Source organism: Agathobaculum sp., from assembly GCF_022775115.1.
GTDB lineage: Bacteria > Bacillota > Clostridia > Oscillospirales > Butyricicoccaceae > Agathobaculum.
On sequence record NZ_JALFLA010000082.1, the window covers coordinates 22,255 to 35,399 of the forward strand.

16 protein-coding genes and 1 tRNA gene are annotated in these 13,145 nt (G+C 56.5%); 11 read left to right on the forward strand and 6 right to left on the reverse strand.

The window, feature by feature from the left end:
* Positions 1 to 12: 12 nt before the first annotated feature.
* The 4 genes from MR935_RS09870 to MR935_RS09885 all read right to left on the reverse strand — a co-directional run bounded on the left by MR935_RS09870 (position 13) and on the right by MR935_RS09885 (position 3,363).
* Positions 13 to 1,179, reverse strand: coding sequence for a cation diffusion facilitator family transporter (locus MR935_RS09870; RefSeq protein WP_290573117.1), 1,167 nt, complete (start codon positions 1,177 to 1,179; stop codon positions 13 to 15).
* Positions 1,176 to 1,460 (reverse strand): DUF1294 domain-containing protein, encoded by a 285-nt coding sequence (locus tag MR935_RS09875; RefSeq protein WP_290573119.1) that lies wholly within the window; start codon positions 1,458 to 1,460, stop codon positions 1,176 to 1,178. Before MR935_RS09875 ends, MR935_RS09870 begins: the two co-directional genes overlap by 4 nt.
* Positions 1,461 to 1,602: 142 nt before the next feature.
* A complete protein-coding gene (locus tag MR935_RS09880) occupies positions 1,603 to 2,538 on the reverse strand; it encodes a zinc dependent phospholipase C family protein (protein ID WP_290573121.1) in 936 nt (311 codons plus the stop codon).
* 81 nt (positions 2,539 to 2,619) lie between these two features.
* Complete coding sequence (locus tag MR935_RS09885) at positions 2,620 to 3,363, reverse strand: YebC/PmpR family DNA-binding transcriptional regulator (RefSeq protein ID WP_290573123.1); 744 nt, start codon at positions 3,361 to 3,363, stop codon at positions 2,620 to 2,622.
* Between the two features lie 468 nt (positions 3,364 to 3,831).
* Between MR935_RS09885 and MR935_RS09890 the strand changes: the two genes are divergently transcribed.
* A tRNA-Leu gene (locus MR935_RS09890) sits at positions 3,832 to 3,918 on the forward strand.
* A 276-nt stretch (positions 3,919 to 4,194) separates the two neighbouring features.
* On the opposite strand, the gene MR935_RS10825 is transcribed toward MR935_RS09890, so the two are convergent.
* The gene (locus tag MR935_RS10825) at positions 4,195 to 4,302 is read right to left on the reverse strand and encodes a tyrosine-type recombinase/integrase (protein ID WP_442863037.1); all 108 of its coding nucleotides are present in this window, start codon (positions 4,300 to 4,302) and stop codon (positions 4,195 to 4,197) included.
* Between the two features lie 42 nt (positions 4,303 to 4,344).
* On the opposite strand from MR935_RS10825, the gene MR935_RS09895 reads away from it, so the two are divergent.
* The 5 genes from MR935_RS09895 to MR935_RS09915 all read left to right on the forward strand — a co-directional run bounded on the left by MR935_RS09895 (position 4,345) and on the right by MR935_RS09915 (position 7,012).
* Complete coding sequence (locus MR935_RS09895; RefSeq protein WP_290573125.1) at positions 4,345 to 4,527, forward strand: hypothetical protein; 183 nt, start codon at positions 4,345 to 4,347, stop codon at positions 4,525 to 4,527.
* Positions 4,528 to 4,820: 293 nt separating this feature from the next.
* Positions 4,821 to 5,126 (forward strand): ArsR/SmtB family transcription factor, encoded by a 306-nt coding sequence (locus tag MR935_RS09900; RefSeq protein ID WP_290573126.1) that lies wholly within the window; start codon positions 4,821 to 4,823, stop codon positions 5,124 to 5,126.
* Between the two features lie 82 nt (positions 5,127 to 5,208).
* Positions 5,209 to 6,222, forward strand: a complete 1,014-nt coding sequence (locus MR935_RS09905) for a permease (protein ID WP_290573127.1) — start codon at positions 5,209 to 5,211, stop codon at positions 6,220 to 6,222.
* A gap of 113 nt (positions 6,223 to 6,335) precedes the next feature.
* Positions 6,336 to 6,611 (forward strand): thioredoxin family protein, encoded by a 276-nt coding sequence (locus tag MR935_RS09910; RefSeq protein ID WP_442863038.1) that lies wholly within the window; start codon positions 6,336 to 6,338, stop codon positions 6,609 to 6,611.
* 2 nt (positions 6,612 to 6,613) lie between these two features.
* On the forward strand, positions 6,614 to 7,012 hold the full coding sequence (locus MR935_RS09915; protein ID WP_290573131.1) for an arsenate reductase ArsC: 399 nt from the start codon (positions 6,614 to 6,616) through the stop codon (positions 7,010 to 7,012).
* Positions 7,013 to 7,074: 62 nt separating this feature from the next.
* Here MR935_RS09915 and MR935_RS09920 read toward each other — a convergent pair whose 3' ends face one another.
* Positions 7,075 to 8,313, reverse strand: a complete 1,239-nt coding sequence (locus MR935_RS09920) for a DUF4317 domain-containing protein (protein ID WP_290573140.1) — start codon at positions 8,311 to 8,313, stop codon at positions 7,075 to 7,077.
* 167 nt (positions 8,314 to 8,480) lie between these two features.
* Here MR935_RS09920 and MR935_RS09925 point away from each other — a divergent pair, with 167 nt between their 5' ends.
* The 5 genes from MR935_RS09925 (at position 8,481) to MR935_RS09945 (ending at position 12,969) form a co-directional block, all read left to right on the forward strand.
* Positions 8,481 to 9,416, forward strand: coding sequence for a zinc dependent phospholipase C family protein (locus MR935_RS09925; RefSeq protein WP_290573133.1), 936 nt, complete (start codon positions 8,481 to 8,483; stop codon positions 9,414 to 9,416).
* Between the two features lie 110 nt (positions 9,417 to 9,526).
* Positions 9,527 to 9,814, forward strand: a complete 288-nt coding sequence (locus MR935_RS09930) for a DUF1294 domain-containing protein (protein WP_290573134.1) — start codon at positions 9,527 to 9,529, stop codon at positions 9,812 to 9,814.
* Positions 9,811 to 10,977 carry a cation diffusion facilitator family transporter gene (locus MR935_RS09935; RefSeq protein ID WP_290573135.1) on the forward strand — a complete coding sequence of 389 codons (1,167 nt, stop codon included), beginning with the start codon at positions 9,811 to 9,813 and terminating at the stop codon, positions 10,975 to 10,977. Before MR935_RS09930 ends, MR935_RS09935 begins: the two co-directional genes overlap by 4 nt.
* A 20-nt stretch (positions 10,978 to 10,997) precedes the next feature.
* Positions 10,998 to 12,263, forward strand: coding sequence for a dihydroorotase (locus MR935_RS09940; RefSeq protein ID WP_320841898.1), 1,266 nt, complete (start codon positions 10,998 to 11,000; stop codon positions 12,261 to 12,263).
* Positions 12,264 to 12,426: 163 nt separating this feature from the next.
* The gene (locus tag MR935_RS09945) at positions 12,427 to 12,969 is read left to right on the forward strand and encodes a stage V sporulation T C-terminal domain-containing protein (RefSeq protein WP_290573137.1); all 543 of its coding nucleotides are present in this window, start codon (positions 12,427 to 12,429) and stop codon (positions 12,967 to 12,969) included.
* The last annotated feature ends 176 nt before the right edge of the window (positions 12,970 to 13,145 follow it).

The window sequence follows — 13,145 nt, forward strand, 5'->3', positions numbered from 1 at the left end:
GCGCAGCGCTCATTACATCTTGTGGTCAAAGGTCACCACAGGGTTATACCGAACGTCAATTTCTTTTAATTGATTACGAATTGTCATCATCAAATTGCGCTTGGCGCTGACATCATATGTAAACGGTACGACCACATCGAAAATCAGGTTGATCTGCCGCTCACCGTCCACCACACGGAAATCGTGCATCGTCAGCGCTGGGTCGATCGCGCGCAGCGTGCTGTCCACATGCTCGCGCAGGGCGGCGATATGCGCGTTGTTGACGTCGATCGGATCCATATGGATGACCAGATACACACCGGTGCGCTGCCATACGTGCTTTTCCGCCTCGTCGATCGCCTCATGCACGGCGACAAAGTCCGAATCCGCGGGCACCTCGGCATGAATTGAGGCCAGCGAGCGCCCCGCGCCGTAATTGTGCACGATCAGGTCGTGCACACCGACGATGCAGTCCGACTCCATGACGATTTTGATGATGCTCTGCGCAACTTCGGGGTCGGCGGCCTCGCCCAGCAGGGGCGCGACCGTGTCCCGTGCGATGCCGATGCCCGCCCAGATAATAAAGCCCGCCACCAGCACGCCCACATAACCGTCCACCGGCAGGGTGGTGAACCGCCCCGCGATCATGCCGAGGACGACCACGCCGGTCGTGATGACATCGTTGCGGCTGTCCTGTCCAGCGGCCATGAGCACGGGCGAGTCGATGCGCCGGCCAATGCTGACGTTAAACGCGCCCATCCAAAGCTTGACGAGCATGGATGCTGCGAGCACGCCGAGCAGCACGCCGGAAAACGCCACGGCGGTCGGGTGGAGGATACGGTCGACCGAGGTTTTGAAAAATTCCACGCCCACCAAGATGATGAGAAAGGCCACGGCCAGCCCGGCGATGTATTCGGTGCGCCCATAGCCAAAGGGGTGCTTTTCGTCCGGCTCCTTGCCCGACACCTTGAAGCCAATGATCGAGATCAGGCAGGAAAGGCCGTCCGACAGGTTATTGAACGCATCTGCCGCGATCGAGATCGAGCCGGTCAGCAAGCCGATGGTCAGCTTGAGCGCAAACAGCAGCACATTGCAGGCAATGCCCACTGCGCCGGAAAGCACGCCGTAGGACTCGCGCACCCGCGCGTTGCGCGTATCGTCCGCGTTTTTGATGAACAGATGGATCAATGCATTGGTCATAGCAATCCCCTTGAATACAATATGTTATATATGCCAACAATGATTGCAATTTGCAATATCATGATTGCCGGAATACCCAGCATAAAGCGACGGTGCAGCGTTTTGTGCCGAATGAGCAGCATGGTCAAATAAACGCCCGGCCCACCGCCCACCAGCGCCCAGAAAAACAGCGTGCGCTCGGGCACCCGCGTCCAGCCGCGCGGCGCGGCCAGCTTATCATAAACGCAAACGGCCGCGCCGATGGCGCTGACCGCAAGAAAATACCAGACCGCGTCACGCACGGCAGACCTGCCCCCTTGGAAGATGCTTTGTTGTTCCAGTATTGTACCACATACCCGGCGCGGCTGCAAAGGGCTGACGGCAAAAATAGCCGCCGCTAACAAAACCGGCATCCCGCATAGCTGCGGAACACCGGCTGTTTCTTCATCTTTTGGCGGCGGCACACTTTTTGGGGTTGCCGTTATCGAACGGTTGGTCAAACCGTCCGTGCAGCGTTAGCCCCGCGTCGAACTGCGCGGTATACTGCCCTGCGAGCGCAGCCGCGCGGATGCGCGCCAGACCGAACAGGTCAATGACTGATTCGCTGCGCGGCTGGCCGGGTGACCAGAGGTTGTGCCATGGGGCGTGCGCATCGTTGAGCGCGTCCCACGCGGGGCGCTCGAGCTTCATATGCCCGGTCAGCAGCGCGCCGCGCCCCAGCAGACGCTCAAGCCGCCGCGCCGCGCGGTATACTGTGCGGCTTTCGGAATACAGGAAGCTCTCCCACGAGAGCATCTCGTCAAACGCGCCGCGCAGTTCGCCGGTCGGCACGTCCGCGCCGTATACCCGGCGCAGCACGGTATGCAGCAGTACGGCCAGCACAGCCTTTTCCGTCGGTTCGAGTATGTAAAAGTCCTCCGGCTCAAACGAGGTCACCGGCAGGTGCCTGACGCGCTCATACAGCAGAAAGTCAATATCGCTCTCAATTTGGCAATGCACGGCCGAGGCGGACAGCTTGCCATCCGCTGCGCGTATCTGCTCCTGCCGGCAGTAGACATAGGGGTGCAGCTCGCTGTCGAGCGCATAATGGCATACAAAGCCGAAAAAATACGCGGCGGCGATCTCATGTCCCTCCCCGCTGAGCGCCTGCACGGCGCGTGCCAGCGCGGCGAACAGCGCGCCGGTCTTTTCCCCGTGCATCCGGTTGCCCAGCTTATGCAGCGGACTGCCGCACAGCAGCTTGCGGTAAAACAGTGGATCGGGTCCCTGACACCCCCAGTGAAAACAGGCCGGGTGCGCGGCCGCGATCTGCTGCACCGCGGCTGGAAATACCCTGAGCGCTTGCTCCCCAAACAGGTGATGTGCTGCAAAATCTGCCATGCGCAAGCCTTCCTTTCTCTTTGTGCAGGCTGCCATACGGCACCGCGCGGATACACGCGGCCGAGGCGATCACAGAGCCTCTCAGCCCTCGTAATCGTCCTCGTTCTCCCAGTTATGCCAGACGTTCTGCACGTCGTCGTTATCCTCCAGCGCGTCGAGCAGCTTGCGCATCCGCACCATATCCTCCTCTTTTTCAAGGGTGATATAGTTTTGCGGCACGCGCTCGACCTGCGCCTCGACGAATGAATAGCCGAGCGTCTCGAGCGCCTCGCGCACAGCTGAAAAATCGTCCGGCGCGGTGTATATCTCAAAGGTCTGCTCGTCGGCGCGGAAGTCCTCCGCACCGGCGTCGAGCGCCTGCATCATCACCGTGTCCTCGTCCAGCTCGCCGCGCTCCATGACGATCACGCCCTTTTTATCAAACTGCCACGACACGCAGCCGGCCGAGCCGAGGCCCGCGCCGAATTTGTCAAACCAGTGGCGCACGTCGGCCACCGTGCGGTTTTTGTTGTCTGTCAGCGTCTCCACGACGACGGCAACGCCGCCCACGCCGTAGCCCTCGTACTCATTGGCCTCGTAATTGACCTGACCGCTCGCACCTGAGTATTTATCCAGCGTGCGCTTGATATTGTCGTTGGGCATATTGTTGGCCTTGGCCTTTGCGATGCAGTCGCGCAGGCGCGCATTGAAGTCCGGGTTGGCCGAACCGCCCTCCTTGATGGCAATGGCCATCTCTCGGCCGATCTTGGTGAATATTTTTGCTTTTTTCGCGTCATTCGCGCCCTTGCGCTTGGCAATGTTATGCCATTTCGAATGTCCCGACATGGTGTATATCCCTCTTTCTATCATGGTAAATAGCGACAAAGTGATAAAACGCCGACAGGCGTAGCGTATAAAGTGTATCAAATTTTTTGCTCTTTCGCAAGACCTGCGCGTATATTTTCCCGCCAAGGCGCGCAAACTGAAGTCGAAAAATCTAAAAAAGAGGTGACTCGTCATGAGCAAGCAGAATAAGCAGAACGAGCAGCAGAACCAGCAGAACAACCAGCAGCAGAATCGCAACCAGCAGCAGAATCAGCAGAACAAGAAGAACGACCAGCAGCAGTTCTGAGTTCTCTGCCCCCCCTTTCGGGGGTACATAGAGCCGCGCGGCACGCCCGCTGCGGAAATGCTCCGCCCCGCTTTTTACCGCCGCGGGTGCGGGGCATGTTGTTTTCCTGCGCAAAAAACGCGGCCTGCCGCCGCATATCGGTATTTGACAGTCCGCCGTGGGTCTGCTATAATGAAAGACACGCCGCCATGGCGGAACTGGTAGACGCAGGGGACTTAAAATCCCCCGGTAGCGATACTGTGCCGGTTCGATTCCGGCTGGCGGCACCAATAGAAACCCCGTATTCATCAGAATACGGGGTATTTTTTTAATTTTTTATGATTTTACTTTTCATCCCAATTGCGTTTTGGTGTTTGTTTGGTGTTTATCGCACCGTTTTCTGCCCTGCGCTGGATAGCACCCGAAAGGACAGTTTCCAGCGCTTTCGCTGCCGCCGCCCCAGCATGTAAATAAACGGTCTGCCTCTTTCCAGTGGTCGCCTACCTGCAACCGCTGCTTAGATTGGCTAAGGCGGTGCTGTTTGAGCCTATACAAGGCATCCGCAGTCAATTTAATAACGCGGCGGGAAGCCCTTTTTTCCAGTCAATATCTTTCCATTCCAGACCACAAAGTTCGCCGCGCCGCAAACCCGTATATAGTAGAATCGACACCATAACGCGATACTGCTCAGGGGCATCTTGCAGGGCATCCAATAATTGCGCCGACTGCTCGACGCAGGGCAGACAGAAATCAGCAAGCGCGGCCTGTTCCAGCTTGTCAACGGCAGGATGGGCAATATGGAACGGATGCAGCCCAGATTAAACGTGCTGCTCCGGCGCGGCTATCTGTGCCTGAAAAAACACGGCACAGGAGGCAGGCCGACGGGAAAATCATTCTGAACCTATTGAACCTGCGAGGTGGGTGTTTCATAGAAGTATACAAAACACGACACATTGCCTTGGTATTTAGGCGTATATCATAATGCGCCGTGCCCTATGGGTGCTTAGATGGCGGAATCAGGAGGTGTTCCCCGAATGAGGAAAAACCGGGTTTTAGGCGCGGTGCGTCTACTCGGCGGGGTGCTGGACAAGGGAAACCCGCTCGCGCGTATGAGGGGGTAAAACAGGTATTGACAAAGCAATTATAGATGCATATACTATTCATATCAAATTATTTTGATGTGAGGTGCGTTGTGGCAAACAGTTTTTATGCTCAGGCAAAAATATTCAAGGCACTATGCGACCCTAAGCGCTTAGCAATACTGGAATTGCTGCGCAGCGGTGAAAAGTGCGCTTGTGTATTAATAGACGAGTTGCATATGGGACAGTCTGCTGTGTCCTATCATATGAAAATTTTATGTGAATCTGGTATAGTATCAAGCCGTCAAGACGGAAAATGGACGCATTACAGCTTAAACACGGCGGGAAGCAAAGCTGCCGCTGCCCTACTGTTGCAGCTTACGACACCAGACGCGGAACAGCTTGGCAAAAGCGATTGAGAAAGCCATCTTTCAGGGATGGCCTTTTTTTAGCACCACACATCAAAATAATTTGATTTAAAACTCAAATGGAGGTTAGATTTTGGAAATCTTAAAAACTTTCTGGCTGTTCATACAAAATCAAGTTCTCGGTATGCAGTGGTTAAACTCAATAATTGGAAAAGGGATTTCTGCTCTTGGACTAGATATCACAACTCGCTTAGGAGGCAGTATTCAGTTTTTCTTTTATGACACAATAAAAATCACGGTATTGCTTTGCCTACTGATTTTCCTTATTTCATATATTCAAAGCTATTTCCCACCGGAAAGAAGCAAGCGTATATTGGGGCGTTTTCACGGGATCTGGGCAAATATTGTTTCCGCACTATTGGGAACAGTCACTCCCTTTTGCTCTTGTTCTTCCATCCCGCTTTTTATTGGGTTTACCAGTGCGGGGTTGCCTCTAGGCGTGACCTTTTCCTTTCTAATTTCGTCCCCTATGGTTGATTTAGGGAGCCTAGTCCTGCTGATAAGCATTTTTGGTGCAAAAATAGCGGTAATTTATGTAATCGTCGGTCTGCTTATTGCCGTAATTGGAGGCACAATTATTGAAAAACTGCATATGGAACCATACGTGGAAGATTTTATTCACAGCACGGGCAGTGTAGATATCGAATTACCCACACTCACCAAACGCGATCGGGTGCAATATGCAAAAGAGCAGGTTGGTTCTACGTTTAGAAAGGTGTTCCCTTATATCTTGGTTGGCGTAGGCATTGGCGCAGTCATTCATAACTGGATACCCGAACATTGGATAAAGGCTGTGCTTGGCGGTAATAGTCCATTCGGGGTATTGGTGGCAACTCTAGTGGGTATTCCGATGTACGCTGATATTTTTGGTACCATACCAATTGCCGAAGCGCTGCTGTTCAAGGGCGCGCAATTGGGCACGATTCTCGCGTTTATGATGGCGGTAACAACGTTAAGTCTTCCCTCTTTGATTATGCTGCGCAAAGCGGTAAAACCAAAGCTGCTTGCTTTGTTCGTTGCTGTTTGTATGATTGGCATTGTAATAGTAGGCTACCTATTCAATGCCTTTCAGCCCTTTCTGGTTTAGGCATAAATCGTGACAATCACCACAATAACAAACGAATAGGAGACACTATAATGACACTGTTTGGATTGAAAAAGGATAAAAGCGTTAACCACAGTGCAACGAATAATGCTGATATGATGGAGCCTGTGAAAGCAAACAAAGCGAGCGCGGATGTAAAAGTATTGGGCACAGGGTGCGCTAAATGCAATGCGCTGGAAGTCGCGGTAAAAGAAGCGCTTACTGAGCTTGGTATGGATACGGCGATTGAGCATGTTACTAATTTTACTCAAATCGCGTCTTATGGGGTAATGACAACCCCGGCGCTTGTCGTGAATGGGAAAGTGGTTTCGTATGGCAAAGTGCTGAAAAAAGATGAGGCAATCGCATTAATACAGAAAGAGAGAGCATAAGTATGAGGCAACGGCCGAAAGTGGCATTTATATGCGTTCACAACTCTTGCCGCAGTCAGATTGCCGAAGCTTTGGGAAAGGCTTTGGCAGCCGATGTGTTTGAAAGCTATTCTGCAGGAACGGAATTGAAGCCTCGCATAAACCCTGACGCTGTGCGGTTGATAAAACAGATTTATAACATTGACATGGAACAGACGCAACGGAGCAAATTGCTATGTGACATTCCCCCTGTCGATATAGTGGTTACTATGGGATGTAATGTTCAGTGCCCGGCAATTCCCTGCAGGAGGCGCGAAGATTGGGGGTTGGATGATCCAACAGATAAAGGGGACAACGAGTTCAGACAAATTATTGCCTGCATTCACAAAAAAATCATTCAATTAAAAGATAGTCTACGATGAATTAAAAAAGAGTTACCCGATAAATGGGTAACTCTTTTTTGGGTCTTTCATTAAAAATATTTTTACAGCGCCGCGCTCACGCCGTTAATGCACGCGGATTCGCCGTTTTCGAGCGGAATGACCAGGCATTTCTGCCCGCCGATGACCTCGGTCTTGATCTTTTCGGCCTTTTCCTCGGGCACTTGCAGCACGATGCCTGCGCCGGTTTCCGCCCACGGCGGCGCGTCGTCCCCGGCTTCTGCCTGCTGCGCGAGCTGTTCCTTAAGCGCCGAAACCTGCTCTTCCAGTGCGAGCGTGCGTTCGCGCTGCGCGCTCTGCGCGACGAGTTTGGTATCCAGCAGGTTTTGCGCGGCAGGCGGCATCTGGCCGAACTCCTCAGCGTACGCCCGCTCGATGTGCGCTCTCGCGCTGTCCGCCACGCCCGCGTCCTCCAAAACCCCGGCGACGGCCTCGCGCGTCAGCGTGACCGGAGGAAGCGTTTCGTCCTCCTCTTGCTCGACGACCAGACCGTTTAAATTCTTCTGGATCTTTAAAAAAGCGGTCTCCGCCTGCTCTTCCTCTTCGCCGAACGCGCTTTTCACGATGGTCTCGAACGTTTCGCGCTCTTCGGCGGCGGTGCGCTGGGACACACAGCCCAGCACGTTCTCCACAAACTCCGGATGGGATTCCTTGGCGTTTTTCAGGTAATACAGCGCGGCGGAAACGTCGCTCCCGCGCTCGGCAAACGCGGGATAGACGAAGCCGAGATCGGGCAGGCCGACCACCCAGTCGCGTGCGCGCGCGCCGATACGGTTTTCCTCCTCGCGGTAACCCAGCCCGGGCTTGGAAAGCTCGACCGGGCAGACCGCGCACAGCAGGTATTCATAGATTTCCTCGGATTCATCAAGCTTCTGGCGGTCGCTCGTGCGGGTCATCACGTCGTAAACGTCGTGATAGACGAGGATTAAGTAGTTGCCCGGATAGCGGTAGTGCTCGATGATCTGCTCGTATAGGCGGTCGAGCAGTTCGTCGTTTTTCAGCTTGCTGCCCTTGAGCGCGAGCAGGTATTGCTGGCGGGCGGCGGCGTCCTCTGTGCGGTCAAATTCCAGCTCCAGCAGGTTGTTGCCCAGCGTGCCCGAAAGCGTTTTTTTGGCGATCTCCAGATATTTAAAGAACTCGTCCTCCTCCAGATCAAGGAAAGGCTCGCTGAATTTCAGCACGACCTGCTTGCCCGAATTGACATAGCAGCCGCACACCCGCGTGACCGAGCATTCGGTCTTCTTCATCCGGCGGCGGAGTTCCAAAATATCCCGTTTTGTGATGTTCATGGCTTTGATGTTCCTTTCGCGATGCTCTTGTTTTCCAGTATAAGCTTTGGGAGCGCGGCGCGCAAGCGAAAAAATTCTGAAAACTTTTGTCCCGCCGGGTTTCGGTTTGGCGGAAAAGCATGTATAATGAGAGCACCACACGCGGAAAGGATGGAGAAAATATGGCTGACTTTGTATCCCATCATCTGTTTGGCGAGGACGTGCTGCCCGTGATGCCCGCGCCCGCGCAAATGGCCGCGAGACGCCGCCCGGCATGCTTTCGGTGGGGCTGCCAGGGCCCCGACCCGCTGTTTTACCGCAAAATTGCGGTCGGCAGCCCGCTGCACCGGGCGGGCAACCGTATGCACTCTGAAAAGGCCGGCGAACTGTTTTCCGCGCTGTCGCGCGCGGTGCATTGCCTGACAGGCGACGCGCACGAGATCGCGCAGGCGTATTTTTACGGCTTCCTTTGCCACTATGCGCTCGACAGCGAGATCCACCCCTACGTTTACTGCCGGCAGGAGCAGATCCGCTCGGCCGACCCGAAGCTGTCGGCATCGGCGGTGCACTGCCAGATTGAGAGCGATATCGATTATGCGCTCTATCTCGTACGCGAAAACGAGCCGGTCACAAAGTTTGACCCGGATGCGTTTTATGCGCTCGAAACGGACGAGCTCGCCGTGATCGCCTGCGTACTGCACGCTGCGCTGCGCATGGTATACGGTGAAGACGTGCCGACACGCGAGCTGCGCCGCGCATTCCAGGAAATGCTCGCGTGGGAGAATTTCCTCTATTCGGAAAGCCGGCTGGTCTACCGCGGCATGCAGAAAATCGAGCGCGCGCTCGGGCGCGGCGCGCTGCTCACCGGGCACATGAAGCTCGAGCGTCCAGAGTGGGACTGCCTCAATGAGGAGCACGGCCCGTGGAACAATCTGTGGACGCCGGGCGAAACGCGCACCGATTCGGTGCCCGAGCTGCTCGGCCTCGCGCGCATCCGCGCCGCCGCGCTCGCCGGGCAGTATGCCGCGCAGTTCGACGCGGGCTGGTTTTTGCAGCAGCCGTTTGACGTGCCGTTTGACAACGGCAACCCCAAACGCCTTGTGAAGCCAGAAGGCTAAAGAAAAACGCGCCGCTTTTGCGGCGCGTTTTGACGGTTTACCCTTGGCTTACCGCGGCATGCTATGGTAGAATAAACAAATAGTTTGCATTGGGAGGGGAGGCGGCGCACATGCTGCGGCATATGATCTATTATCTGCTTGCGGTCAACCTGATTGGCATGGCCGTATGCGTTTATGACAAGCTGGCGGCGCCGCGTTCGTGGACGCGCGTACCCGAGCGCACGCTCTTTTTCTGGGCGCTCGTGGGCGGCGGGCCGGGCGTGTACCTGACCATGCTGCTCATCCGGCACAAGACGCTGCATAAGCGGTTCATGCTGGGCATCCCCGCGCTTATGCTGCTGCAAGCGGCGATTTTTGCGGGACTTTATCATCTTTTAAAAGTAAGAGGGGTATTATGACAGACATCCTCATCCGCCTATTCGTGCCCGGCGCGGACAACGCGCGCGACGCGGCGGTGCGCGAACGCTACGGCGTGCTCTCGGGCGCGGTCGGCATCGCGTGCAACGTGTTTTTATTCGCCTTGAAGCTCGCGATCGGCCTTGTCACGCGGTCGATCTCGATCGCGGCCGACGCGTTCAACAACCTGTCCGATGGGCTTTCGTGCTTGATTTCCATCGTCGGCTTCAAGGTTTCAGGCAAGGCGCCGGACGCCAAGCACCCGTTCGGCTATGGCCGTACCGAATATATCGCGGGGCTCGCGGTGTCGATGATTATTCTGCTGGTCGGCGTGGAATTTCTCAAAACCTCGTTTGACCGCATCCTACACCCGGAGGAAATTGTATTTTCGGGCGTGCTGGTCGCCATTCTGGCGGTTTCCATGCTGGTCAAACTCTGGATGGGCGCGTTTAACCGCAAGATCGGCACACGCATCGACTCGCCCGTGCTGATGGCCGCCATGCAGGACAGCATCAATGACGTGGTCACGACCGGCGTGGTCATTCTGGGCATGGTCGCGGGCCGGTTCACCACGCTCCCGGTGGACGGCTATGTGGGCGTGCTGGTCGCGCTGTTCATCCTGTGGGCGGGCTTCGGCATCGCCAAGGATACGCTCGATCCGCTGCTCGGGCAGGCGGCTGATCCTGAGGTCGCGCAGGCCATTGAAAAGATTGTGCTCGAAGCCGATTACATCGTCGGCGTGCACGACTTGATCGTGCACAACTACGGCGCTGGCCGTTCGCTGGCCTCGCTTCACGCCGAGGTGCCGTGCAACGCGGACTTCGTCGCCGTGCACGAGATCATCGACGAGGCGGAAAAGCACGTCTGGCAGCGCACCGGCGTGTATCTTGTCATCCACATGGATCCGATCGACGTGGACAACGCGCACGTCGCCGCGCTGCGTGAGCAGGTGGACGCGACGCTGCGCGAAATCGACGAAACGCTCACCATGCATGATTTCCGCGTGGTGGACGGCGAGCGGCAGATCAACCTGATTTTCGACGTGGTCGTGCCGTTCAGCTATGACGACGACGACCGCCGCACGCTGATGATGACGCTGCGCGACCGCCTCAAAGAGATCGATAAGCGGTATAACCCGGTCGTCACGTTCGACCACCTGATGTGATATAAGGAAAGGGAAAACACATGCTGCTGATTCAAAATGGCCATATCATGGACCCTTACACCGGCCTCGACGAAAAGCGCGACGTGCTCGTCGGGGACGACGGGGTGATTTCGCGCGTGGACGCGCGCATCGACGCGCCTGCGGGCTGCGAAACGCTCGACGCTGCGGGGCTGACCGTCTCGCCCGGTTTTGTGGACGGCCACGTGCACTTCCGCGACCCCGGCCAGACCGAAAAGGAAGATGTGCATACCGGCGCGGCGGCGGCCACGGCGGGCGGCTACGCGGCGGTCATCTGCATGGCCAACACGCTGCCGACCTGCGATACGCCCGAAATCATCCAATATGTGACGAAAAAAGCGGAAAACGAACCGGTACAAGTGCTGCAGGCGGGCGCAGTCACCAAAGGCCTTAAGGGACAGGAGCTGACCGATTTCGCCGCCTTGCAATCGGCGGGCGCGCCCTGCCTGACCGACGACGGGATAAACCTCACCTCGGCCGCGCTGTGCCGCGCTGCCATGTGCGAGGCCAAACGGCTGGACATGCTGCTTTCTTTTCATGAAGAGGAACCGTCGCTCGTGCCGTCGCCCGGGGTCAACTTTGGATCGGCGGCCGCGAAAAAATTCGGCGTGCCCGGCGCGATGGCAAGCGCGGAAAGTGCGATGATCGCGCGCGACATCGCGCTCGCGCTCGATACCGGTGCGCGCGTACTGTTCCAGCATGTGTCGAGCGCGCAGTCGGTCGCGCTCATCCGCGCGGGCAAGGCGCTCGGCGCGGACATCCACGCCGAGGCGACGCCCCACCATATCTCGCTGACCGAGGCGGACGTGCTCACCTATGGCACGCTCGCGCGCATGAACCCGCCGCTCAGGAGCGAAAAGGACCGTCTCGCACTCATCGAGGGCCTGCGGGACGGCACGATCGACATGATTGCGACCGACCATGCGCCGCATACCGCGGCGGAAAAGGCGCGCGAGTTTGCGCGGGCGCCCTCGGGCATCACCGGGCTGGAGACCGCGTTTTCCGTTTGCAACACCTCCCTTACGCGGGCAGGGCATCTGACCAGAATGCAGCTTTTGGACAAAATGAGCCGCGCGCCCGCCGAATTGTACCGGCTGCCGCGCCACGCGGTCGAGGCGGGGTGCTTTGCAAGGCTCGTGCTGCTCGATTGGGACTGCGAAAAGACGTACACGTCTTACCGTTCCAAGGCGTCCAACACACCGTATACCGGCTTGAAACTGTATGGCACGCCGGCAGGCATCGTGACCGGATGCCGTGTCACCCGGTGACGTTATAAAAAATGAAAAACGCCCGGACGCTTTTCTGTCCGGGCGTTTTTGCGCTTTTTGGGCGGTTGAGAAAAAATTCCCAAACCAATGCCTACATATTTACAGCGCGGGCAGGGATACTACCACTACAGCCAAAAATTCCGTATTGGGAGGGAACGCAACAATGAAGGCAACCGGCATTGTACGCCGCATCGACGACCTGGGGCGTGTCGTCATTCCAAAAGAGATCCGCCGCACTCTGCGCATCCGGGAGGGAGACCCGCTTGAGATCTTCACCGACCGCGACGGAGAGGTGATCTTCAAGAAATATTCGCCCATGGGCGAAATGGGCACCGTTGCAAACGAGCTGGCCGAGGCGCTTTCGCGCACGGCGGGCCTGAGCTGCGCGATCTGTGACCGCGACGCGGTCATCGCAGTCGCGGGCGGCGCGAAAAAGGATATTTTTGAAAAAACGCTTTCGAGCGATTTTGAAACGCTTATGGAGCAGCGCACGGTCTACGAGCACAAGCTGGGCGACCCCAGCGATATCAGCATTTCCGAGCATGACGACTACCACGTGGTCGTCGCCGCGCCGATCATCACCGACGGCGATGTGACCGGCTGCGTCGCTTTCCTCAGCGAGGACGATTCGGCGGCGGCCAGCGAGGTCGATTCCAAGCTGAGCCAGACCGCGGCGCAGTTTTTAGCCAAGCACGTGGCGATGTAAGATTAAAATACCCGGCGGGGCGGCACACTATCCTTAAGAAAGATTAACTATTAGAAGTCAACCCCAAAAATGAAGGATGGTGGTAAAAAGTCAGATGGCTCGAAAAAGGTATAGCAAAGCAGAGGTCCGGCAGGACCTCAGATGGCTATTAAGGGGGATCAGGCTGCGGGGCAGTA

Coding starts and splice junctions, on each gene's coding strand:
- MR935_RS09940 (WP_320841898.1), top strand. CDS start 10,998: ATGCTGCTGATTCAAAATGGCCATATCATGGACCCTTACACCGGCCTC.
- MR935_RS09880 (WP_290573121.1), bottom strand. CDS start 2,538: ATGGCAGATTTTGCAGCACATCACCTGTTTGGGGAGCAAGCGCTCAGG.
- MR935_RS10825 (WP_442863037.1), bottom strand. CDS start 4,302: ATGGTGTCGATTCTACTATATACGGGTTTGCGGCGCGGCGAACTTTGT.
- MR935_RS09935 (WP_290573135.1), top strand. CDS start 9,811: ATGACAGACATCCTCATCCGCCTATTCGTGCCCGGCGCGGACAACGCG.
- MR935_RS09930 (WP_290573134.1), top strand. CDS start 9,527: ATGCTGCGGCATATGATCTATTATCTGCTTGCGGTCAACCTGATTGGC.
- MR935_RS09910 (WP_442863038.1), top strand. CDS start 6,336: ATGATGGAGCCTGTGAAAGCAAACAAAGCGAGCGCGGATGTAAAAGTA.
- MR935_RS09945 (WP_290573137.1), top strand. CDS start 12,427: ATGAAGGCAACCGGCATTGTACGCCGCATCGACGACCTGGGGCGTGTC.
- MR935_RS09870 (WP_290573117.1), bottom strand. CDS start 1,179: ATGACCAATGCATTGATCCATCTGTTCATCAAAAACGCGGACGATACG.
- MR935_RS09915 (WP_290573131.1), top strand. CDS start 6,614: ATGAGGCAACGGCCGAAAGTGGCATTTATATGCGTTCACAACTCTTGC.
- MR935_RS09885 (WP_290573123.1), bottom strand. CDS start 3,363: ATGTCGGGACATTCGAAATGGCATAACATTGCCAAGCGCAAGGGCGCG.
- MR935_RS09925 (WP_290573133.1), top strand. CDS start 8,481: ATGGCTGACTTTGTATCCCATCATCTGTTTGGCGAGGACGTGCTGCCC.